We start from the raw sequence: 20,852 nt of genomic DNA, 5'->3' as shown, positions 1-20,852 counted from the left end.
CCCCTGCCATCACAACGGCAGCGGCCCGAGAACCGTGACAGTTCTCAGGCCGACGCGCAGTGTCAGGGAAGCCTGATCGCGTCCAGGCTACTTGGCGCACTTCGGGCCGCGCAGGAACACCACGATGGCCGCCAGCAGTGTCGCCGCGCCGCAATAGGCGAAGGCACTGGCCACGCCGGCATGGTCGACCAGCAGGCCGCCGAAGACGGCGCCGAGCGCGATCGCCACCTGGAACGTCGCCACCATCAGTCCGCCGGCGCTTTCTGCCTGATCGGGCGCTGCCCGCACCAGCCAGCTCTGCAGCCCGACCGGCACCGCGCCGAAAGCAAAGCCCCAGACCGCGACGGCGGCAGCGGCGATCGTCGGCGAAGCCCCGAAACCCAGCATCGAGGCGGCGGCCAGTGCGATCAGCAACGGCGCCAGCGCAACGGCTGCCTTGAGGCTGCGCTCGGCCAGGATACCGCCGGCGACATTGCCGAAGAAACCGCCAATGCCATAGGCCAGCAGCACCAGCGAGATCGTCTCGATGTCGAGCACGGGGACCTTCTCGAGGAAGGGACGGACATAGGTGAAGCCGGCAAAGTGTCCAGAAGCGACCAGCAGCACGACCAGCAGCGCCACCCTGATCGACGGACGCTTCAGCACGTCGAGCAAGGTGCGGAAGCTTGCAACACCCACGGGGGGCAATTTCGGAATGGTGGCCAGCTGCACCAGCAGCGCCAGGGCGGCGACGACGGTCGCAATCATGAATGCCGTGCGCCAGCCCCAGATGTCACCAACGTAAGCGCCGACCGGCGCCGCGCAGACGGTCGCCAGCGAGACGCCGGTCAGGATGATCGACATGGCGCGCGGCATCAATCGCATCGGCACCAGCCGCAGCGCCATCGCTGCCGACATCGCCCAGAAGCCGCCAAGTGCTACGCCGAGCACGACACGGGCAAGCAGAAGCACGGGCAGCGATGAGGCAAAGGTGGCCAGAAGATTGGACAGGATCAGGAATACGGTCAGCATCCACATCACCAGCCTGCGATCCATACGCCTGGTGATGATGGCCATGGTGGGTGCGGCAATGGCTCCGACGATCGCGGTTGCCGTCACCGCCTGTCCGGCCACGCCTTCGCTGACGCCGAGATCGCGCGCCATCGGCGTCAGCAGGCTGGCGGGGAGAAATTCAGCGGTGACGAGGCCAAAAACACCAAGTGCCAGCGAAACAACGGCGCCCCAGGCCGGCTCGGTTCGTTCGTCGGAGTCCGCAGGGTTCAAAAGTGTGGCGTCGATGACGCCTGTCGCCTGTTCGGCCATGGTCAGTCTCCGAGTTGTTTTGCAGCGCAGCATTTGGCTGCAACGCAACATAGGGAGTGACCACCTGGAGTTTCCATGCTAGAAACCCCATCATGCTTGACAATTCGTCCAAAATTCCGATCACTGGCGACCCGCTCACCGACATTTTGCGCGGCTTGCGCCTCGATGGCGTCGAATACGGCCGCTTCGAACTGAAGGAACCCTGGGGCATTCAGTTTCCAGCCCAGCCAGCGGCGCGGTTTCATTTCATCGGCCGCAAAGGCTGCTGGCTGAAGCAGCCATCCGGCGAATGGGTGGAACTCAAGGCAGGCGACGCGGTGCTGCTGCCGCGCGGTGCGGCGCACGTGCTGGCCAGCGAGCCCGGCGCCCAGGCCTGGCCGATCCACGGCTACGAAGTCGAGGAGGTCTGCAAGGACGTCTACTGCATGTCGAACGAAGGCATGTCGGAATGCTGCCGGCCGGGAACCCTGTTGTTTTGCGGCAGCATGTACTTCAATCTCGATGGCCTGCATCCCCTGCTCGGCATGATGCCGGATGTGATGCGCACGCATGAGTTGGAAGCCGATGAGCCCGGCATTCCGCATCTGCTGGAATCGATGGCGCGTGAGGTGACGATGGAGCGCGTCGGCTCCGGCGGCATCCTGGCGCGGCTGGCCGACGTACTGGCCGCCACCGTCATCCGTTCATGGGTCGAGCGCGGCTGCGGCGACGCCTCCGGCTGGATCGCCGCCGTCAGGGACCCGGAAATCGGCCGCGTGCTGGCCGCCATCCATCTCGAGCCAAACCATGACTGGACGGTCGAGTCGCTGGCCAGGATGCTGGGCGCCTCGCGATCGGGATTTGCCGATCGCTTCGCCACCATCGTCGGCGAAACCCCGGCAAAATATGTCACCCAGGTCAGAATGCATCAGGCACGGCAATGGCTGGTCCGCGACCGGATTAAGATCTCCGTCGTTGCGGCGCGTCTCGGCTATGAATCGGACGCCGCCTTCAGCCGCGCCTTCAAGCGCGTCATCGGCTCGGCGCCCAGCCATCTCCGGGCCGAGGAACAGGCCGATATCCGCCAGGCCAGCTGACGCACAGGGTTCCGAACTCAGCTTGACAAAGGCAGCACCCAGTTCGGCGGTCCCGGCAGTTTTTTTGCCGGCAGCTTTTCGCGATAGGAATTTTTTCTTGACTCGGTGACCTCAGCTATGCTACATTTTTGCCCATGGTGCTGATTTGCGCCGGTGACCCGCCGCACAGGTGGGTTTTGCGTCTGATGCTACGTCAGCCGACGCCCCGGCGGAGGAACCCGTTGGCCCGAGTTTGTTGCCCCTGAGCTGACGCATGGAGGCCGTGACGGACTGGTGATTCCAGGCTAGAAAAATCCGCATGGTTTTCACCTCGCCCAAGACTGGCCTGCCGGCCTCGGACGGTCCGCTAACCGACATCTTGCGCGGATTGTGGCTTGATGGCGTCGACTATGGCCGCTGCGAACTTTCAAACCCATGGGCCGTGTTGTTTCCTGCCCAGAAGGCAGCAAGGTTTCACTTTATCGGCCGCCGCCAATGCTGGCTGTTTTCGCCAGCCGGGGAATGGATTGAGATGACACCCGGCGATGCATTGCTCTTGCCGCGCGGTGCCGAGCATGTCGTTGCCAGCGCGCCTGGCATTCCGGCCGTGCCGATCGAAAGCTACACTGTCGAGCCTTTGCAGGACAATGTCTTCAATGTCTCCAACGGCGGCCACGGCCCGAAAACCTTGCTGTTTTGCGGCAGCATGCACTTCAACCTGGACGGGTCGCACCCCTTGCTGGGCATGATGCCGGACATGATGCGCGCCAAGGAATTGATGGCTGGCGAGCCAGGTATTCCGCATCTGCTGGAAGCTATGGCCGGCGAAATCACCATGAACCGGGCCGGCTCTGGCGGCATGCTGGCGCGACTGGCCGACGTGCTGGCTGCAAGCATCATCCGTTCCTGGGTAGAAAACAGTGGCGGCGACACCAGAGGCTGGACCGCGGCGATCAAGGATCGCGACATCGGCCGCGTACTTGCCGCCATTCATCTGCAGCCCGACAGGAACTGGACTGTCGAAGCGCTGGCGCGCGAAATGGGCGCCTCGCGATCGGCCTTCGCCGAACGCTTCACGGCCATCGTTGGCGAAACACCGGCGAGATATGTCGCCCGGATGCGCATGCACCAGGCGCGGCAATGGCTGATCGACGATCGGATGCGGGTTTCAGTGGTCGCCGCCAGACTGGGTTACGATTCCGAAGCATCGTTCAGCCGGGCGTTCAAGCGCATCATAGGCATCGCGCCCAGCCACCTGCGCACTGTCGACGGCACCTCCGAAAACCGCTGAGGCGATCCCGGATCCGCGGCCGTGGATTGCCGGGTCTGGATGAATTGCCGGGTCTGGATGAATTGCCAAGCCTTCCGGACGCAATGCCATTGCCGGGCCACCCGCATGTAATAGCTTGCCAGAACCAAGCAGCGAGAGGCCGGCGTCCAGTCGGTCCGAAGAGGAGAACCAATGCCAAATTATCCGAAGGTCATCGCACTCGCCGTCATGCTTGCGGTTCCCGGGCGCGCCTTTGCCCTCGAGGACAGCTACCTGCCGGCCGACAAGATCCCCTATGTGGCGGAAGTACCCGACCAGCCGCATCGTCTTGGCCTATTGTGGGGCGAGCGGGCCAAGGGCCCGGCAGGAACGTTGCTGAAGGTTCCCGGCAACTGGCGTGCACCGGTCCATGCGCACACCGCGGATTATCGCGCGGTGGTCATAAAGGGGCTGTGGGCGCACTGGCAGATGGATGGCGGCGAGGCGACCAAGGTCGAACTGCCTCCTGGATCCTATTGGACCCAGAAGGCCGATGAGATGCATGACGACGCCTGCGTCTCCGACACGGAATGCGTGATCCTGCTAATCAACGACACACCCTACGAAACCTACTTCCAGAAATAGGCTCGGATGCAGCCTATGAGGCGTGTCGCAAGCTGACGCCGCTGCCCTTGTCGAACAGCACCACCTTGTCGGGGTTCCAGGCAAAGCGCACCGCCTGCTCGATGGCGACGTCAGTCCTGGCCGGCACGGTGGCACGCAGCGTCGCGTCGCCGACGCGCAGCGTCAGGATCTTTTCGACGCCGTGGTTCTCGACGTCGTGGACACGCGCCTCGACCGGCGCGCCGCTCTCGAGATAGACGTCCTCGGGACGAATGCCGAAGACGAGTGGGCGACCGTCGGTCGCCGCACCCGCCTTTAGCCCCCCAAAAGTTTTGGCTCCCCCTGAAAATGGCAGTTCGAAATTCAACGGCGCCATCACCGCGCGGCCGTTCACGAGCTTGCCGTCGATGAGGTTCATCGGCGGCGAACCGACGAAGCTCGCCACATAGGTGTCGCGAGGATTGTTGTAGATCTCGTGCGGCGTACCGGTCTGGACGATGCGGCCATGGTTGAGCACGCCGACCTTGTCGCCCATCGACATCGCCTCGATCTGGTCGTGGGTGACGAACAGGAAGGTGGCGCCGAGCTGCATCTGCAGGTTCTTCAGTTCAGTCCGCAGCGCCTCGCGCAGTTTTGCGTCGAGCGCCGACAGCGGCTCGTCCATCAGGAACACGCGCGGCTTGCGCACGATGGCCCGGCCGATCGAGACGCGCTGCATCTCGCCGCCGGACAGCCGATCCGTCTTGCGGTCGAGCAGATGCTCGATCCGCAGCGTACGGGCGGCACGGTCGACGCGATCCTTGATCTCGGCGTCGGGCAGCCGGCGGATTTTCGGCTTCAGCGGAAACTCGAGATTTTCGCGCACGGTGTAGCGCGGATAGAGCGAGTATTGCTGCAGCACCAGCGCCACGTCGCGCTCGGCCGCACCCCAGTCGGCGACGTCGACGCCGTCGATGAAGACCTGGCCTTCGCTCGGCTTTTCCAGGCCGGCGATAAGCCGCAGCGTCGTCGTCTTGCCGGCGCCCGTCTCGCCCAGCAGCACGAAGAACTCGCCATCGGCAATGTCGAGATCGAGCCCGGTGAGCGCAGTGTGGTTGCCGAAGGTCTTCGAGATGTTCTTGAGCTGGATATGGGCCATCAGAGTCTCACCTCAAGCGACTTGCCGCTTGCCTTGTCGAAGAAGTGCGCCTGGGTCGGGTCGATCCTGGCGAAGACCCTTTCACCGGGTCCGGCAACGAAGCCGCTCTTGGTGCGGGCCCGCAGCAACTCGGTTCCGACCTTGAGATCGACGATGTCGAAGGAGCCGAGCGGCTCGACGATATGCGTGTCGACAGGCACGAAGCCCTCGGTCGCCTCGCGCCGAATGAGCACGCCCTCCGGGCGGATGCCCAGCGCGAGCTGCCGCCCGGCATGGCCGTTGAGCTTCGACAGCAATGCCTGCGGAAATTCGAAGCCGGAAGCCGCGCCGCCGACCGTTACCGAGACCGCGGATCCGGTCTCGGCGACCGCGGCATCGGTGACATTCATCACCGGGCTGCCGACGAATTGCGCCACGAACAGATTTGCCGGCTGCGAATAGACCTCGTCGGGCGTGCCGACCTGCTGCAGGACGCCTGCGTGCATGATGACGATGCGGTCGGCCAGGCTCATCGCCTCGATCTGGTCGTGCGTGACATAGATGGTGGTCGAGCCCTGCTTGATGTGCAGCCGCTTGATTTCCGCGCGCATCTCCTCGCGCAGCTTGGCGTCGAGCGCGCCGATCGGCTCGTCCATCAGCATGGCCTTCGGCCGCCGCACCAGCGCCCGGCCAATGGCGACGCGCTGCATGTCGCCACCCGACAGCGCCGACGGCTTCTTGTCCAGCAGATCGGTGATCTGCAGCGTCTTGGCGACGGAGCGAACCTCGCTGTCGATTTCCGTCTTGCTCTTGCGCGTGGCACGCAAGGGGAAGGCTATGTTCTCGTAGACGCTCATATGCGGATAGAGCGAGAACGACTGGAACACCATGGCGATGTCGCGGTCGGCGGCCTTCAAATGCTGCACCGGCTTGCCGTCGATGAAGATGTCGCCCTCGTCGATGGTTTCCAGCCCGGCGATGGCGCGCAGCGTTGTCGTCTTGCCGCAGCCCGACTGGCCGAGCAGCACGATGAACTCGTTGTCGGCGATCTTGAGGTTCAGGTCCTTGATGACCTGGACGGCGCCGAAGAATTTCTGGACGCCGCGAAGCTCGATCTGGGTCAATGCTGTGCTCCCGGATTGCGCACCTGGCCGGTGCCGGCCTTTTCCTCAGGCGCGATCTTGGAGGTTACGTTGAAGCCGACAAGTCCGATCAGGATGATGGTCAGGCCATATGTGTGCAACAACAGGTTCCAGGGCTGGCAGAGTGCTATGATGCCGAGCACCATCAGCACCTGCGAACTGGGCTCCAGATATTTCTGGTTGATGGCACGAAAGCTCATTTGCGAATCGCTCCGAAGGACATGCCGCGCAGCAGATGGTTGCGGAGCAGGAAGGTGAAGATGGCGACCGGCAGCAGGAACAGGAAGGTTCCGGAGGCGATCACCGTCCAGTCCGGCAGGCCCGAGCCGACCTGGCTCGGGATGAAGGGCGGTGCGGTCTGGGCGCGGCGGTTGGTCATGATCAGTGCGAAGGCATATTCGTTCCACGCGGTGATGAAGCAGAACACCGCGGTGGCGGCGATGCCGGTGGCCGCCTCGGGCAGCACGATCTTGAAGAAGGCCTCCATGCGCGTGTAACCGTCGACCAGGGCCGCCTCTTCATACTCTTTCGGTATCTCATCCATGAAACCCTTCATCAGCCACACGGAGAAGGACAGGTTGAAGGCGGTGTAGAGGATGATCAGGCCCACATGCGTGTCGTTGAGGCCGACCGCCCGGTACATCAGGAACATCGGGATCGCCACCACCACCGGCGGGAGCATGCGTGTCGACAGGATGAAGAAGAGCAGGTCAGCCTCCCCCTTCACCTTGAAGCGCGAAAAGCCATAGGCGGTGAAGGTGCCCATGCCGACCGCCAGCACCGTGGAGGTGATGGCGATGATCAGCGAGTTCATGAAGCGACTCGGATAGCCGGACCATTGAACCTGGCCCTTGCCGTCGCGCACGATCTTTTCACCGCCGTCGAAGACGACGCGCTCCCACCAGGGCGCTGCCGCATACTCTTCCGGCGTCGGCGCGCTGCGCAGTTGCGAGCGCTTGGTGAACAGCTTGACGAAGGGCGATATCTCCGGCTGGAACACCACCGTCGGCGGGATCGTGGTGGCGAGGTTGCGCGGCTTGAACGCCGTCGAGGCGATCCAGTAGATCGGCGCCAGGAAGATGATCGTCACCAGCAGCACAGCGACGATGGCGACGCGATTGAAGCCGATTTCGGAAGAAGTGCGGACGGCGGCCATCTCAGCGCTCCTTCACCTTGTTGAGGTATTTGACGTAGATGTTGGTGATAGCCAGCACCATGATCAGCACGATGTAGGCAAGCGCGCAGGAGCGCCCGGTCTGCCATTCCTGGAACGCCATCTTGTAGAGCCGGATCGAGATCACCTCGGTGGTTGGCTGGCTCGTCAGGATGTAGGCGAGATCGAAGGTCTTGAACGCCTCCATGGTGCGGAAGATGATCGCGATCATCAGAATCGGCGCGACCAGCGGCAGCGTAATGCGAAAGAAGGTATAGAACGAGCCGGCGCGGTCGATCGCCGCCGCCTCGTAGAGGTGCTTCGGCACTGCCGACAGGCCGGCAAGCGACAGCAGCATGACGAAGGGCGACCACATCCAGATGTCGGTGATGGCAACCGCGTAGAGCGCCATGTCAGGGTTGGACAGCCACTCGAAATTGCCGAGGCCGAGTGCATAGTTGATGACACCCCATGACGGATCATAGAGCAGTTTCCAGAACAGACCGACGACGGCCATCGACAGCATCATCGGCAACAACAGCAGTGTCGTCAGCAGGCCCTTCAGCGGGATATCGCGGTTGAGCAGCAACGCCACGCCAAAGCCGACGATGACCTGACCGACCACGGAGACGATGACATATTTGGCGGTGATGGCGAAATTCGACCAGATGAACGGGTCGTTGAGCAGTTCGCGGTAATTCTGCAGTCCGACGAAATTGGCCGCCGCCGGGCTCGACGCGCGAAAGTCGGTGAACGAATAGCCGAGCGAATAGAGCAGTGGAAAGATGTTGAAGACGATCAGGAAAACGATCGTCGGAATGATGAAGAGATTTCGGATCGTGAGATCGCTCATGCCGCGGGTGGCGGAGCGCGAGTTGGGATCCAGCGTGGTCATGACTGCAGTGGCCAAGGCCAGTTCCTTCCTTGAGAAAAGAAAACGGAAGGGGTGGGCTCCCACCCCTTCCGAGCGTTAGTACCGCTTACTTCACGCGGTTGTACTTCTTGAACGTCGCGTTCCAGTCCGCGGCGAGCGAATCGAGCACTTCCTTGGCCGTGCCCTGATTGCCGGTGATGTACGGATAGACGCGTTGGTTCATCGCGATGAGCAGCTCGGCATATTCCGGCGTCGCCCAGAAGTCCTTCACCTTGAACATGGTTTCGTAGAAAGCCTTGTTGTAAGGCGTGGCGTTCTGGAATTCAGGCGACTCGAGCACCTTGGCACTTGCCGTGTAACCGCCGAGTTCCGCCCACTTCTTCTGCGTCTCGTCTTTGATGAACCATTCCAGGAACTTCATCGCCTCTTCCTTGTTGTTGGAATAGGAGATGACGGAGATGCCCTGGCCGCCGAGCGCGGCGAACTGGTCGCCGTTCGGGCCGGCCGGGTTGGCGAAGAAGCCTGTGTTCTTGGCATTCGGGTTCGAGGCTTCGTTGATGAGCGCCGGGAAGAAGGCGAAGTAGTTCATGCTCATCGCAGCCAGATTCTCGGTGATCGCCTGGTTGTCCTCGATGAAGAAGCTCTTGGCCCAACCAGGAGGTGTGAAGGAATAGAGTTCCTTGTAGACCTCGAGCGCCTTGACGTTCTGATCGGAGTTGATGATCCCGTCGACCTTGTAAGTGGCATAGTCGCCAAGTTCGCCGCCGTAGGAGAAGATGGCGTTCTCGACGCCCATAACCAGGGCATCATATGAATTGTCGGTGTAGATGGCGACGCCGTAGCGCTTCTGGTCGGGACGGTGGAAGAATTCGGCAATGTCGCGCAGCGCCTTGAAATCCTTCGGCACGCCGAGATCGTAGCCATACTTGGCCTTGAACGCTTCCATTTCCTTGGGGTCCTCGAACCAGTCCTTACGGTAGGACCAGCCGACTGCGTCACCCTCGGCCGGGATCGACCAGTACTTGCCGGAGGCCGACGGATATTCGGCGTAGTACTTGACAGTCGCCGGCGCCATCACCTCCTTCAAATTATGCTTGTTGAAGAAGTCGGTAAGGTCGACATAGTGGCCCGCCTCGGATGCGGCACCGATCCACTGCGAGTCGCCGACCACCATGTCGTAGGCGCTGCCCTTGGCGTTGAACTCGGTGAATGCCTTGGTCTGGAAGTCGGACCAAGGTGTGGTTTCGACCGTGACCTTCACGCCGGTCTCGGCCTCGTAGAGGTTGACGAGTTCCTGCAAATAGTTCGCCGGATCCCATTCCGCCCAGAATATGGTGAGTTCTTTGTCCTGCGCGTAAACGGACGTTCCGCAGGCAAGCGTTAAGCCGATACCAGCAAGTGCGCTGGTCACTAACTTGCGCATAATGATTTCCTCCCTTGTGCGCGTTCTACCTTATCGTGCGAGCCGGCAACGGGGCCGGCCCTGGTAGTTCCTCCCGTGATCGCACCTTCCCGGTTTCGAGCCTCCTCGCCCCTGCCGGAAAATGGATCGCAGCCCTCACTTTCGATCCGCTTTTCTGATCCAATCTGGTATTACCAATTTTGCATGCACGTCAAGCCCTTTCTTGACAGCTTGACGTGGTCATTGCCATCGGATTCCGGCTTTATCTGCCTGTTTTACCAAGATTTTCCTACTCAGTGATATGATTGGGTATTGTCCGACACCCCACTCAACGGCTAAGATCAGTAGCGTGCATGCCAATCTGGTCGAACCAGATAGGCTCTATTTCATGACTGCCTTCGGATCGGGGCTGCCTCCTTCATCGACCGATTCCGCGACTGCCGCACGCACCAGCGCCCCGGCTGCCCACTGTGCGACCGCCCTCGTCCGGCGGCTGTCCAGTCCCCAGATATCCTTGAGCACAATCAGCACCTCGACGCCGAAGATCAGCGACAGCGCCTGCGCCAGCCGCTTGAAGTCGCGCGGCGGCAAACGGCCCTCGAGCGGCGCGATCGCATCTTTCAGCAAGTCGATGCGGTGGCCGCGCGTAAAGGCGGGCTCGCCGCCCAGCGTGCCGGCCTGACGCCGCGCCCATTGATCGAGCGACAGCTTCAGTGCTGCCTTGAACGTGGCCTCGAAGGCCTCGATGCGCGGCATGGCCGTATCGAACAGCTCCGCGACCCGGCGCTCGGCATCGGCGGAGGTCGATTGCCAGGTGAGGATTGGCCCCAGCCCCTTGTCGACGACGGCCTGCACCAGTGCCGACTGGCTCGGGAAGTAACGATAGGCGGTGGCACGGGAAACCTCGGCCGCCTCGGCGACCTCGCTGACCGAGGGCGTGACGCCCGCCTGCATCAGCCTTGTTGCCGTCTCCAGCATCAGCCGTTTGGTCCGCGCGCGCGGACCACGTTCGGGCACCGGGCCGGTTGCCCGTTCAGCGTCGTCGCTCGCAGCGGATTGTTGACGTGAGACATTCATGCCAATACGATACGCGCGTCTCAAAAATTTGCAATGGTGTCCGCATCGTCGAGTGGCCCGGGCAATGAGCAATGGGGGCGGCATCGCGCCTGCCAGGATCGGGGGAGCGCAAATGAAGCGTATTTATGTGGTGGGTACCGCGGACACGAAGGGCGAGGAGCTCGCCTTCCTGGCCGATGCGATCACTGCTGCGGGCGCCATCGTTTGCCGTGTCGATGTCGGAACGCGCGACGCAACCATCCCCGTCGATATCGGCGCGAGGGAAATCGCCGACCATCATCCCGGCGGCCGTGACGCCGTGCTCGGCGGCAATGACCGTGGCGCCGCGGTCGCCGCGATGGGCATCGCCTTCGCCCGCTTTGCCCAATCGCGCAACGACATCGCAGCCATGATCGGCATCGGCGGCGGTGGCGGCACATCGATCGTCACATCGGGCATGCGCGCCCTGCCGCTCGGCTTGCCCAAGATCATGGTCTCGACGCTCGCCTCCGGCGATACCGCTCCCTATGTCGATGTCTCCGACATCATCATGATGCCGGCGGTGACCGACATGGCCGGACTGAACCGGATCTCCCGTGTCGTGCTGCACAATGCCGCCCAGGCGATCGTAGGCATGGCAACCAAGCCGGCGCCGCCACCCGACGGCAAACCATCGATCGGCCTCACCATGTTCGGCGTCACAACGCCTTGCGTGACCGCCATCGCCGACCAGCTCCGTTCCAGATATGACTGCATGGTCTTCCACGCCACCGGCACCGGCGGCCGCAGCATGGAAAAGCTGGCCGACAGCGGCTTGCTGTCCGGTATCGTCGACATCACCACGACCGAAGTCTGCGATCTGCTGTTCGGCGGCGTGCTGCCGGCGACTGACGATCGTTTCGGCGCCATAGTTCGTACGGGGCTGCCCTTTGTCGGCTCCGTCGGCGCGCTCGACGTGGTGAACTTCTGGGCCCCTTCGACCATTCCGGAGCACTATCGCGATCGGCTGTTCTACGAACACAATCCCAATGTCACGCTGATGCGCACCACGGCGGACGAATGCCGCGCGATCGGCGAGTGGATCGGCACCAGGCTCGCCCGCTGCGGGGGGCCGGTGCATTTTCTCATTCCGGAAAAAGGCGTCTCGGCGCTCGACATCGAAGGCGGCGCCTTCTTCGACCCGGAAGCCGACGCCGTTCTGTTCGATGCCATCGAGCGCACCATCAAGCCCAACAGCAAGCGCCGCGTGACGCGCCTGCCGCTGCACATCAACGATCCCGAATTCGCAAAGGCTGCAACATCAGCCTTCCTCGACATCGCCAGACAGTGAGAGATCTCAAAAAATGCCCGCCATACCGCGCAAGGACATATTGAAGAAATTCAGGGGAATGATCGACAAGGGCGTGCCGATCGTCGGTGGCGGCGCCGGCACCGGCCTGTCGGCGAAAGCCGAGGAAGCCGGCGGCATCGACCTCATCATCATCTACAATTCCGGCCGCTACCGCATGGCCGGGCGCGGCTCGGCCGCCGGCCTGCTCGCCTATGGCAATGCCAACGAGATCGTCAAGGAAATGGCCTATGAGGTGCTGCCGGTGGTCAGACACACGCCTGTGCTTGCCGGCGTCAACGGCACCGACCCGTTCGTCATCATGCCGCTGCTGTTGGCCGAGCTGAAGACCATGGGCTTTTCCGGCGTGCAGAACTTTCCCACCATCGGTCTGTTCGACGGAAGCATGCGGCAAAGCTTCGAGGAAACCGGCATGGGCTTCGGCCTCGAGGTCGACATGATCGCCTCGGCGCACAAGCTCGATCTCTTGACCACGCCCTATGTCTTCAACCCCGACGAAGCCCGCGCCATGACAAAAGCCGGCGCCGACATCGTCGTCGCCCATATGGGTGTGACGACAGGCGGCTCGATCGGCGCCACGTCAGCCAAGTCGCTCGACGACTGCGTTCAGGAGATCGACGCCATCGCCAATGCCGCGCGCTCGGTGCGCAAGGATGTCATCCTGCTTTGCCATGGCGGCCCGATTTCGATGCCCGACGACGCCCGTTACATCCTCTCCCAGGCCAAGGGTCTGCACGGCTTCTATGGCGCCAGCTCGATGGAACGGCTGCCGGCGGAAGCTGCGATCGCCAGACAGACCGCTGATTTCAAATCGGTGACGCTTGGTGGCCAGGAGACCACGAAGAAAAAGAAGGGATGAGAGAGATGACCGACAAGAGCAAAATGTTTGTCTACCCGAAGGACGTCAGCGCCCTCGGCTTCGACTGGGGAAAATTGGCGCTGACGGTGGCGCCCGAAGTGAATGGCGCGACCCGCTTTTCCGGCGGTGTGGTGGACCTGCCTTCCGGCAAGGGTCACACGCGCCACAATCATCCGGGCGCCGAGGAAATCATCTTCGTCATCTCCGGTCATGGCGAGCAGATGGTTGAGGACGAAAAGGGCAATCCGGTGGTCGCAAAAGTCGGCCCCGGCTGCACCATCTATGTGCCGGAAAGCCGCTTTCATTCGACGCTGAACACCGGCGACGGGCCGATGCAGCTTTTCGTCGTCTATTCGCCGACAGGGCCCGAACTGGTTTTGCGGGAATTACCGGACTTCAGGCTGCTTCCGGCGGGGCAGTGATCTTTCCTCCGTTCCCGCGTTTGCTGGGAGGCCCCCTTCATCCGGCCGCTTCGCGACCACCTTCTCCCTGAGGGGAGAAGAGACGAGCATCATCGCCGGCTCCCTCCTCTCCCCTCGGGGAGAGGTCGGATTGCCCCGAATTGCTCTTCGCCAATTCGGATGGCAATCCGGGTGAGGGGGCAGCGCCCTTCAGTACCAGCTAGGCCGCACCACCCCTGTTCCATCCCCTGCCACGATCACCGAACATCACATAGCCGGTGTCGGTGACCGCCAGCGTGTCCTCCAGCTTGATGAAGCCGCGCGTCGGGTGGAGCATGGTTGTCTCCACCGACAGCACCATGTTCCTTTCCAGCGGCTTGGCCGCATAGGTGCCTTCATAGGTCACCGGGTGGTTGGTCATCAGGAACGGCGCCTCATGTGTGATCAGGCCCATGCCATGGGCGAAGAAATCCGTGTAGGGCGCGACCTTCGAAGCCTTCAGCACGCCCTCGGCATGCGAAATCATGTCGCCGCCCAGCGTGCCCGCTTTGACCTTGGAGAAGGCCGCCTGCTGCACCGTCTCGACCTCGGCCAGCAAATCTCTAAGTTCGGCATCCGGTTCGCCGAGGATGCCCATGCGGCAGAGGTCGCCGATATAGCCGTGATAATTGCCGCCGGAATCGATTGACAGCACCTCGCCTTTTTTCCACGCCTGCGGTGAAGCGGCGCGGTTGTGGCTGGAGCCCAGCGTCAGCAGGCAATATTCGAAATGAATGCCGCGATTGGTTTCCTCGCGCCGCAGTTGTTCGATCATCTCGCCCTTGGTCGTGCCTTCGCGCGCCCAGGCAATGGTCGCCAGCATGGAATCGGTGATCAGTTCGGAGGCCGTGCGCAGCTTCTCCAGTTCCGCATCGGTCTTGATGGCGCGCATGCGCTCCAGCATGTCGGTCGCGTCGATCAGCCTGGCATCCGGCAACGCCTTGCGGATCAGCGTATAGGCGTCCGACGGCAGGAAGCCAGGCTCGATGCCGATGCGGGCGCCGGCCTTGCCGATCTTCTGCAGATGCTCGACCGCAAGGTTGGCGGCGTCGAGCGTGCCCCAGCAGGCGGCGTGCAGCGTCGGCGTCCAGAACGGGTTGTTCTGATGTTCGCCGCCTTCCATGCGGTTGCCGATATAGGCGGCATGGTCCNCAGCCGGTCGAGCCAGGCCCCAGCAGGCGGCGTGCAGCGTCGGCGTCCAGAACGGGTTGTTCTGATGTTCGCCGCCTTCCATGCGGTTGCCGATATAGGCGGCATGGTCCGGCCCGCCCTTTTCGTACACGACGATCGGCAGATACCGGCTGTGGCCGATCGCATCCATGGCGGCGAAGAAGATGAACTTGTAGCCGCCCAGCAGGTATTGCGTGTTGTGCTTGGAGGTGGCGAGCAGCACATCGATGCCGGCGTCCTCCATCAGCCGGTCGACCCTTGCCTGGTCGAACGGGATATTGCCGACCGCATTCTTGCCCGGAGCAATGTTCATCTCTCTCTCCCTGAATAGCCGGATCGCCGCTGTTCCGCTCCCGATCCCTTGGCAGTGGTCAAATCTGCACCATTTTGCCCGTTCTGGTCCAGCCAGAAAGAGATGAAATGTCGTCTCTCTATGTCTCTTTGTTGTCATTCGTCGCATATTCAATCAATCTGGTCCTACCAGAATGATCAAATGAGCCACGCCCTCCAAACTGGTCCAGCGGACGAAAATTTCAAAGCCAAGCGAGGATGCGCCAATTCCGTCTCTGGCGAAACCCTCGGCAAGGCTCATAATCGCCGCCGCAAGGGATGCTGGCGGGCTTGCCGGCGTCCGAGGGGTATTGGCGCACCCGACCGGGTCGCGGAGAGGACGGAGTTCGATCATGTCAGGTTTCACGATTTCCAGACGCACGATGCTTGCCGGTTCGGCAATGCTGCTGGCCTCCACCGCAATGCCGGCACCGGGCTGGGCGCAGACGCCAAAGAAGGGCGGGCGGCTGGTGCTTGCCGCCGATTCCGAACCGCGCAACCTCAACCCGGCGATTGTCGCCTCCAACGGTGTGTTCTTCATCTCCAGCAAGATCGTCGAAACGCTGGCCGAAGCCTCCTTCGACGGCAAGGACGGGCTTGCACCACGGCTGGCGCTGAGCTGGGAAGGTGCCGCCGACGGGCTCTCGGCGACGTTCAAACTGCGCGACGGCGTCAAATGGCATGACGGCAAGCCGTTCACTTCGGCCGACGTCGCCTTTTCGGCGCTGCAGATCTGGAAGCCGCTGCAGAATCTCGGCCGCACTGTGTTCAAGGATCTGGCCAGCGTCGACACGCCCGACGATCTCACCGCCATCTTCAAATTCGCCAAGCCGACGCCGTTCCAGCTGATCCGCAACGCGCTGCCGGCGCTGAGCAGCGTGGTGCCGAAGCACATCTACGAGGTCGGCAAGATCGAGGACAACCCGGCCAACAACGCGCCGATCGGTACCGGGCCGTTCAAATTCGGCGAGTACAAGGCCGGCCAATATTACCGGCTGACGAAGAACACGGATTACTGGGGCAAGCACGAGCCCTATCTCGACGAGATCATCTATCAGGTGCTGCCGGATCGCACGTCAGCGGCGAGCGCGCTGGAGGCCGAGGAGATCCAGCTCGCAGCCTTTTCCGCCGTGCCGCTGGCCGACCTCGACCGCATCTCGAAAGTGCCGGGCCTGAAGGTGATCTCCAAGGGTTACGAAGGGCTGACCTATCAGCTTGTCGTCGAGATCAACCATCGCCGCAAGGAACTGGCCGACCTGAAAGTACGCCAGGCGATCGCGCATGCCATCGACAAGGATTTCGTCATCAAGACGGTGTTCCTCGGCTATGCCGCCACGGCCACCGGTCCGGTGCCGAAGAACGATCCGCAATTCTACACCGCCGATGTGCCGACCTATGCCTTCGACGTCGCCAAGGCCAACGCGCTGCTCGACGAGGCCGGCTACAAGAAAGGTCCGGACGGCAAGCGCTTCACGCTAAAACTGCTGCCTGCGCCCTATTTCAACGAGACCAAGCAGTTCGGCGACTATCTGCGCCAGGCGCTCGCCGCCATCGGCATCGACGCAGAGCTCGTCAATAACGACTCGGCCGCGCATATCAAGGCGGTCTACACCGATCACGCCTTCGACCTCGCCGTCGGCCCGCCGGTGTTCCGCGGCGACCCGGCGATTTCCACCACCATCCTGGTGCAGAGCGGCATTCCGGACGGCGTGCCGTTCTCCAACCAGGGCGGCTACAAGAACGACGCGCTCGACGCGCTCATCGCCAAGGCATCGGAGACGCTCGACGCATCAGCCCGCACCGACCTCTACAAGGAATTCCAGAAGGAGGTGGCCACCGACCTGCCGCTGATCAACGTCGCCGAATGGAGTTTTATCAGCGTCGCGCGCGACACTGTCGGCAACATCGCCAACAACCCGCGCTGGGCGGTGTCGAACTGGGCGGACACGTATTTGGAATCGTGACAGAATTGCGCGGATGAGAGTTTGCGAGAAAAGGGGAATTTGGCCGAAGGCCGAGTTCCTTCACACCCCCCTCTCACGATCAGGCCGGCGTCCTTTTCCCATGACCCGCACCCTCACCCTCATCCGCCGTCGCCTCGTCGGCAGCATCTTCGTGCTGCTGATCGTCGTCATCGGCACCTTCCTGCTGCTCGAAGCTGCCCCCGGCGACGCGGTCGACGCCTATATCGTCTCGACCGGCGGCGACGCCGGCATGATCGAGCTGTTGCGCCATCGCTGGGGCCTCGACCAGTCGGAACTGACGCGGCTGGCCAACTATCTCTGGGCGCTGCTGCATCTCGACCTCGGCCAGTCGGTGACCTTCTCCCGGCCGATCCGCGACGTCATCCTCGAGCGCCTGCCCAACACGCTGCTGTTGATGGTCAGCGCCACCGCGCTCTCCTTCGGGCTCGGCTCGGCACTCGGCATCTATGCCGGCGCGCGGCCGGGCAGTTTTCGCGATCGCTTCCTGTCGATCGGTTCGCTGGCGCTTTATGCCGTGCCTGGGTTCTGGCTCGGACTGGTGCTGATCGTCGTCTTTGCCGTCGATCTGCGCTGGCTGCCGATCGGCGGCATCGAGACGTTGGCCTCTGACAAGACCGGCCTTGATCGCGTCGCCGACATCGCTGTCCATCTTATCCTGCCCGTTTCCGCCCTCGGCTTCATCTATCTGGCGCTCTATCTGCGCATGATGCGCGCCGGCATGGCCGAGGTCTGGCGGCAGGATTTCGTCCTGGCCGCACGCGCCAAAGGGTTGTCACGCCGTCGCATCGTGCTCGCCCACGTCGCCCGCAATGCGCTGCTGCCGCTGGTCACCATGCTCGGCCTGCAGTCGGCGCAGATGCTCGGCGGCAGCGTCGTCATCGAGAGCGTGTTTTCCGTGCCCGGCCTCGGCCGCCTGGCGCAGGAGGCAGTCGCCTCCCGCGATACGCCGCTTCTGCTTGGCATTATTCTCACCAGCGCCGTCCTGGTCATTGTCATCAACCTTGCCGTAGACATCGCCTATGCCTTCCTCGACCCGCGCGTCGGCGCCGGCGAGGCCGACGCATGAGCCCGCTCCGCCGCTTTCTGCGCACGCCCGAGGCGGTCGCCGGCGCCCTCCTCCTGGCGATGCTGATCGCCATGGCGCTGTCGGCGTCGCTGCTGTTCCCCGGCGATCCGCAAGCGATTGCCGGGCCGGCGCTGCTGCCGCCGTTCCAGGACTGGTCGCTGCCGCTCGGCACCGACCGGCTTGGCCGCGACGTGCTGGCCGAGCTTTTTCATGGCGCCCGCACATCGCTGGCTGTCGGGCTTGCGGCCGCGGCCGCGGCCCTTGTCGTCGGCGCCGTGGTCGGCACATTGGCCGGCTTTGCCGGCGGCCTCGTTGACGAGGTGCTGATGCGCATCACCGACGCCTTCCAGACCGTGCCGAGCTTCCTGCTGGCGCTGGCCTTCGTCAGCGTCGTCGGACCGTCGCTCGGCGTCGTCGTGATTGCCATCGCGCTCGGCACCTGGACGGGGCCTGCCAGAGTGGCCCGCGCGGAAGTCCTCTCCATTCGCGAACGCGATTATGTCGCTGGTGCAAGGGTCATCGGCATGCACCCGCTGGCGATCGCCTTTCGCGAGGTGCTGCCCAATGCCTTGCCACCGGTGCTGGCGATGTCGTCGGTGATCGTCGCCGCCGCGATCCTCACCGAGGCGGCGTTGTCCTTCCTCGGCCTGGGTGATCCCAACCGGGTCACCTGGGGCGGCATGATCGCCGAAGGCCGCGCCGTCCTGCGCACCGCACCCTTCCTGTCGATCGTCCCAGGCATAGCGCTGGTGCTGACCGTGCTCGGCGTCTATCTCGCCGGTGAAGGCATCGTCGAGACGACGGCGGTCAGGAGAGGCCTGTCGTGACCACGCTGGCTTCAATCCGCGACCTGACGGTGACCTACCGCCGTGACGGCAATGAGGTGACGGCGCTGAAGGGTGTCAGCCTCGACATCGCCGCTGGCGAACGCCTCGCCATCATCGGCGAAAGCGGCTCGGGCAAGAGCACGCTGGCACTGGCCATTGCCGGGCTGCTGCCGGCTTCTGCCAAGGTTGGAGGTCGCATCGATTGGTTTTTGTCCTCATCGGGCGCCAAGGCACCCCCCTCTGTCCTGCCGGACATCTCCCCCGCAAGGGGGGAGATTACGCTCTCACCTCTGCCTTCGCCAATCACCAATGTCGCGGAAGGGGAGCGGTCGGCGAAGCTGCTGATCTCCCCCCTTGCGGGGGAGATGTCCGGCAGGACAGAGGGGGGTGTGACGGAATGCCAACCTTTCAAATCCGAACTCAACAAAATCCCCCGCCTCGGCCGCGACATCGGCTTCGTCTTCCAGGACCCGTCCGCCAGCCTCGATCCGGTGATGACCATCGGCAAGCAAATTGCCGAAGTAGCGCGCACGCATCTCAGCCTCACCTGGTCCCAGTCCTATGCCAGGGCCAAAAGCCTGCTCGAGCGCGTCCGCCTGCCGGACCTGGACTCGGCCTTGCGCGCCTTCCCACATCAGCTCTCCGGCGGCCAGAAGCAGCGTGTGGCGATCGCCGCTGCCATTGCGGCCGGTCCGAAATTGCTGATCGCCGACGAAGCGACCAGCGCGCTCGATACCATCGTGCAGGCCGAGATCGTCGCCTTGATCCGACGCCTGGTGACCGAGGACGGCATGACGTTGCTGTTCATCAGCCACGACATCGCGCTGGCGGCCGAGCTTGCCGAGCGCATCGCTGTTTTCCGTCATGGCCAGTTGGTCGAGCTTGGCATGAGGGCGCAGATTGTCGGCGCCCCAGCCCAGCCCTATACGCGCGCATTGCTCGATGCCCATATCGGCCTCGACACCAGGCCATTGCTGAACCGAGCCAGGCTCCACGCATGAACCTGCTGGCGGTGTCCAACCTCACCAAGCGCTACCGTCGCGGCGGCAAGACCATCGCTGCCGTCGACGATGTCTCCTTTCACATCGACCCCGGTGAGACGCTGGCGTTGGCCGGACCTTCGGGCAGCGGCAAGTCGACGATCGCGCGGTTGGTGCTGCGATTGATCGAGCCGGACGACGGACGCATCGAATTCGAAAGCGACGATTTCCTGGCCTTGAGCGGCGCCGCGCTGCGAGCACGCCGCGCACGCCTGCAAATGGTGTTCCAGGATCCATTGGCCGCCTTCAACCCTCGCGCCACGGTGGCGCGTGTGCTCGACGATCCCTTGCGCATCCATGGCATCGCCTCCCGCGCCGAGCGCCCGCGCCGCATCGCCGCGTTGCTGGAGCGCGTCGGGCTGACGGCTAATCTCGCGCCGCGCGCCATTCATGAAATCTCCGGCGGCCAGCGGCAGCGTGTCGCCATTGCCCGCGCCATCGTCACGAAGCCGTCGCTGATCGTGCTCGACGAGGCGGTGTCGGCGCTTGACGTCTCCGTGCGCGGGGAGATCCTCGAGCTTTTGCTCGACCTGCAACGCCAGGAAAAGATCGCCTATCTCTTCATTTCACATGATCTCGGCGTCATCAGGTCGGTCGCCCACCGCGTCATCCTTCTCGACGCCGGCCGAATTGCCGAAAACGGCGATGCCCAAACCGTCATCGGCGCGCCGCAATCAGCCATCGGCAAGGCGCTGGTGGCGGCCGCGCCAAGATTGAACCGGGCCGGACCATGATCCCGAAAAGTGAGATCGCAGGCATGACAGCCCAGCATTTGCTTTGCCCAAGGCACCGAGACGGGACGGCGTCGTCACC

General features: G+C 63.1%; 20 protein-coding genes. 11 read left to right on the top strand and 9 right to left on the bottom strand.

Annotated features, from left to right (window positions below; genetic code table 11):
- Positions 1 to 87: 87 nt before the first annotated feature.
- Entirely contained in the window at positions 88 to 1,302 is a 1,215-nt protein-coding gene (locus X735_RS145255) for an MFS transporter (protein WP_023812454.1), read from the bottom strand.
- A 92-nt stretch (positions 1,303 to 1,394) separates the two neighbouring features.
- Here X735_RS145255 and X735_RS145260 point away from each other — a divergent pair, with 92 nt between their 5' ends.
- From X735_RS145260 to X735_RS145270, 3 genes are all read left to right on the top strand, one after another.
- Positions 1,395 to 2,378, top strand: coding sequence for an AraC family transcriptional regulator (locus tag X735_RS145260; RefSeq protein WP_023812453.1), 984 nt, complete (start codon positions 1,395 to 1,397; stop codon positions 2,376 to 2,378).
- A gap of 298 nt (positions 2,379 to 2,676) precedes the next feature.
- Positions 2,677 to 3,648, top strand: a complete 972-nt coding sequence (locus X735_RS145265; protein ID WP_023812452.1) for an AraC family transcriptional regulator — start codon at positions 2,677 to 2,679, stop codon at positions 3,646 to 3,648.
- 171 nt (positions 3,649 to 3,819) lie between these two features.
- Positions 3,820 to 4,251: a DUF4437 domain-containing protein gene (locus tag X735_RS145270; RefSeq protein WP_023812451.1), complete on the top strand. Its 432-nt coding sequence runs from the start codon at positions 3,820 to 3,822 to the stop codon at positions 4,249 to 4,251.
- A gap of 13 nt (positions 4,252 to 4,264) precedes the next feature.
- On the opposite strand, the gene X735_RS145275 is transcribed toward X735_RS145270, so the two are convergent.
- The 7 genes from X735_RS145275 to X735_RS145305 form a co-directional block, all read right to left on the bottom strand.
- Positions 4,265 to 5,368: an ABC transporter ATP-binding protein gene (locus X735_RS145275; protein WP_023812450.1), complete on the bottom strand. Its 1,104-nt coding sequence runs from the start codon at positions 5,366 to 5,368 to the stop codon at positions 4,265 to 4,267.
- Positions 5,368 to 6,471 carry an ABC transporter ATP-binding protein gene (locus X735_RS145280; protein WP_023812449.1) on the bottom strand — a complete coding sequence of 368 codons (1,104 nt, stop codon included), beginning with the start codon at positions 6,469 to 6,471 and terminating at the stop codon, positions 5,368 to 5,370. The genes X735_RS145275 and X735_RS145280 overlap by 1 nt, the downstream gene beginning before the upstream one ends.
- On the bottom strand, positions 6,468 to 6,689 hold the full coding sequence (locus X735_RS145285) for a hypothetical protein (protein WP_023812448.1): 222 nt from the start codon (positions 6,687 to 6,689) through the stop codon (positions 6,468 to 6,470). The genes X735_RS145280 and X735_RS145285 overlap by 4 nt, the downstream gene beginning before the upstream one ends.
- Positions 6,686 to 7,645: a carbohydrate ABC transporter permease gene (locus X735_RS145290; RefSeq protein ID WP_023812447.1), complete on the bottom strand. Its 960-nt coding sequence runs from the start codon at positions 7,643 to 7,645 to the stop codon at positions 6,686 to 6,688. Before X735_RS145290 ends, X735_RS145285 begins: the two co-directional genes overlap by 4 nt.
- Before the next feature lies 1 nt (position 7,646).
- Entirely contained in the window at positions 7,647 to 8,552 is a 906-nt protein-coding gene (locus X735_RS145295; protein WP_023812446.1) for a sugar ABC transporter permease, read from the bottom strand.
- Positions 8,553 to 8,622: 70 nt separating this feature from the next.
- On the bottom strand, positions 8,623 to 9,939 hold the full coding sequence (locus X735_RS145300) for an extracellular solute-binding protein (RefSeq protein ID WP_023812445.1): 1,317 nt from the start codon (positions 9,937 to 9,939) through the stop codon (positions 8,623 to 8,625).
- Positions 9,940 to 10,299: 360 nt separating this feature from the next.
- Positions 10,300 to 10,995, bottom strand: a complete 696-nt coding sequence (locus X735_RS145305; RefSeq protein ID WP_023812444.1) for a TetR/AcrR family transcriptional regulator — start codon at positions 10,993 to 10,995, stop codon at positions 10,300 to 10,302.
- Positions 10,996 to 11,107: 112 nt separating this feature from the next.
- Here X735_RS145305 and X735_RS145310 point away from each other — a divergent pair, with 112 nt between their 5' ends.
- From X735_RS145310 to X735_RS145320, 3 genes are read left to right on the top strand one after another with little or no spacing between them, the layout of a single operon-like run.
- Positions 11,108 to 12,304, top strand: a complete 1,197-nt coding sequence (locus tag X735_RS145310; protein WP_023812443.1) for a Tm-1-like ATP-binding domain-containing protein — start codon at positions 11,108 to 11,110, stop codon at positions 12,302 to 12,304.
- A gap of 13 nt (positions 12,305 to 12,317) precedes the next feature.
- Positions 12,318 to 13,181, top strand: a complete 864-nt coding sequence (locus X735_RS145315; protein ID WP_023812442.1) for a phosphoenolpyruvate hydrolase family protein — start codon at positions 12,318 to 12,320, stop codon at positions 13,179 to 13,181.
- 5 nt (positions 13,182 to 13,186) lie between these two features.
- Entirely contained in the window at positions 13,187 to 13,603 is a 417-nt protein-coding gene (locus tag X735_RS145320) for a cupin domain-containing protein (protein ID WP_023812441.1), read from the top strand.
- A 199-nt stretch (positions 13,604 to 13,802) separates the two neighbouring features.
- On the opposite strand, the gene X735_RS0134555 is transcribed toward X735_RS145320, so the two are convergent.
- On the bottom strand, positions 13,803 to 15,104 hold the full coding sequence (locus X735_RS0134555; RefSeq protein WP_023812440.1) for a Xaa-Pro peptidase family protein: 1,302 nt from the start codon (positions 15,102 to 15,104) through the stop codon (positions 13,803 to 13,805).
- A gap of 370 nt (positions 15,105 to 15,474) precedes the next feature.
- Here X735_RS0134555 and X735_RS145325 point away from each other — a divergent pair, with 370 nt between their 5' ends.
- From X735_RS145325 to X735_RS145345, 5 genes are all read left to right on the top strand, one after another.
- A complete protein-coding gene (locus X735_RS145325) occupies positions 15,475 to 17,085 on the top strand; it encodes an ABC transporter substrate-binding protein (protein ID WP_023812438.1) in 1,611 nt (536 codons plus the stop codon).
- A gap of 100 nt (positions 17,086 to 17,185) precedes the next feature.
- Entirely contained in the window at positions 17,186 to 18,172 is a 987-nt protein-coding gene (locus X735_RS145330; protein WP_023812437.1) for an ABC transporter permease, read from the top strand.
- The gene (locus X735_RS145335; protein ID WP_023812436.1) at positions 18,169 to 18,999 is read left to right on the top strand and encodes an ABC transporter permease; all 831 of its coding nucleotides are present in this window, start codon (positions 18,169 to 18,171) and stop codon (positions 18,997 to 18,999) included. Before X735_RS145330 ends, X735_RS145335 begins: the two co-directional genes overlap by 4 nt.
- Entirely contained in the window at positions 18,996 to 20,000 is a 1,005-nt protein-coding gene (locus X735_RS145340) for an ABC transporter ATP-binding protein (protein ID WP_023812435.1), read from the top strand. Before X735_RS145335 ends, X735_RS145340 begins: the two co-directional genes overlap by 4 nt.
- Positions 19,997 to 20,773: an ATP-binding cassette domain-containing protein gene (locus X735_RS145345; RefSeq protein WP_023812434.1), complete on the top strand. Its 777-nt coding sequence runs from the start codon at positions 19,997 to 19,999 to the stop codon at positions 20,771 to 20,773. The genes X735_RS145340 and X735_RS145345 overlap by 4 nt, the downstream gene beginning before the upstream one ends.
- Positions 20,774 to 20,852 lie beyond the last annotated feature (79 nt).

This window comes from Mesorhizobium sp. L2C084A000 (genome assembly GCF_000502875.1).
Classification (GTDB): domain Bacteria; phylum Pseudomonadota; class Alphaproteobacteria; order Rhizobiales; family Rhizobiaceae; genus Mesorhizobium.
Note: the sequence above shows the minus strand (reverse complement) of the source record. Positions and strands in the feature narration are given on the sequence as shown.

What these genes read in the sequence shown, in the direction of transcription:
- X735_RS145300 (WP_023812445.1), bottom strand. Translation starts at nt 9,939, where the DNA reads ATGCGCAAGTTAGTGACCAGCGCACTTGCTGGTATCGGCTTAACGCTT.
- X735_RS145260 (WP_023812453.1), top strand. Translation starts at nt 1,395, where the DNA reads ATGCTTGACAATTCGTCCAAAATTCCGATCACTGGCGACCCGCTCACC.
- X735_RS145285 (WP_023812448.1), bottom strand. Translation starts at nt 6,689, where the DNA reads ATGAGCTTTCGTGCCATCAACCAGAAATATCTGGAGCCCAGTTCGCAG.
- X735_RS145335 (WP_023812436.1), top strand. Translation starts at nt 18,169, where the DNA reads ATGAGCCCGCTCCGCCGCTTTCTGCGCACGCCCGAGGCGGTCGCCGGC.
- X735_RS145305 (WP_023812444.1), bottom strand. Translation starts at nt 10,995, where the DNA reads ATGAATGTCTCACGTCAACAATCCGCTGCGAGCGACGACGCTGAACGG.
- X735_RS145330 (WP_023812437.1), top strand. Translation starts at nt 17,186, where the DNA reads ATGACCCGCACCCTCACCCTCATCCGCCGTCGCCTCGTCGGCAGCATC.
- X735_RS145290 (WP_023812447.1), bottom strand. Translation starts at nt 7,645, where the DNA reads ATGGCCGCCGTCCGCACTTCTTCCGAAATCGGCTTCAATCGCGTCGCC.
- X735_RS145275 (WP_023812450.1), bottom strand. Translation starts at nt 5,368, where the DNA reads ATGGCCCATATCCAGCTCAAGAACATCTCGAAGACCTTCGGCAACCAC.
- X735_RS145315 (WP_023812442.1), top strand. Translation starts at nt 12,318, where the DNA reads ATGCCCGCCATACCGCGCAAGGACATATTGAAGAAATTCAGGGGAATG.
- X735_RS145320 (WP_023812441.1), top strand. Translation starts at nt 13,187, where the DNA reads ATGACCGACAAGAGCAAAATGTTTGTCTACCCGAAGGACGTCAGCGCC.
- X735_RS145255 (WP_023812454.1), bottom strand. Translation starts at nt 1,302, where the DNA reads ATGGCCGAACAGGCGACAGGCGTCATCGACGCCACACTTTTGAACCCT.
- X735_RS145345 (WP_023812434.1), top strand. Translation starts at nt 19,997, where the DNA reads ATGAACCTGCTGGCGGTGTCCAACCTCACCAAGCGCTACCGTCGCGGC.
- X735_RS145270 (WP_023812451.1), top strand. Translation starts at nt 3,820, where the DNA reads ATGCCAAATTATCCGAAGGTCATCGCACTCGCCGTCATGCTTGCGGTT.
- X735_RS145265 (WP_023812452.1), top strand. Translation starts at nt 2,677, where the DNA reads ATGGTTTTCACCTCGCCCAAGACTGGCCTGCCGGCCTCGGACGGTCCG.
- X735_RS145325 (WP_023812438.1), top strand. Translation starts at nt 15,475, where the DNA reads ATGTCAGGTTTCACGATTTCCAGACGCACGATGCTTGCCGGTTCGGCA.
- X735_RS145310 (WP_023812443.1), top strand. Translation starts at nt 11,108, where the DNA reads ATGAAGCGTATTTATGTGGTGGGTACCGCGGACACGAAGGGCGAGGAG.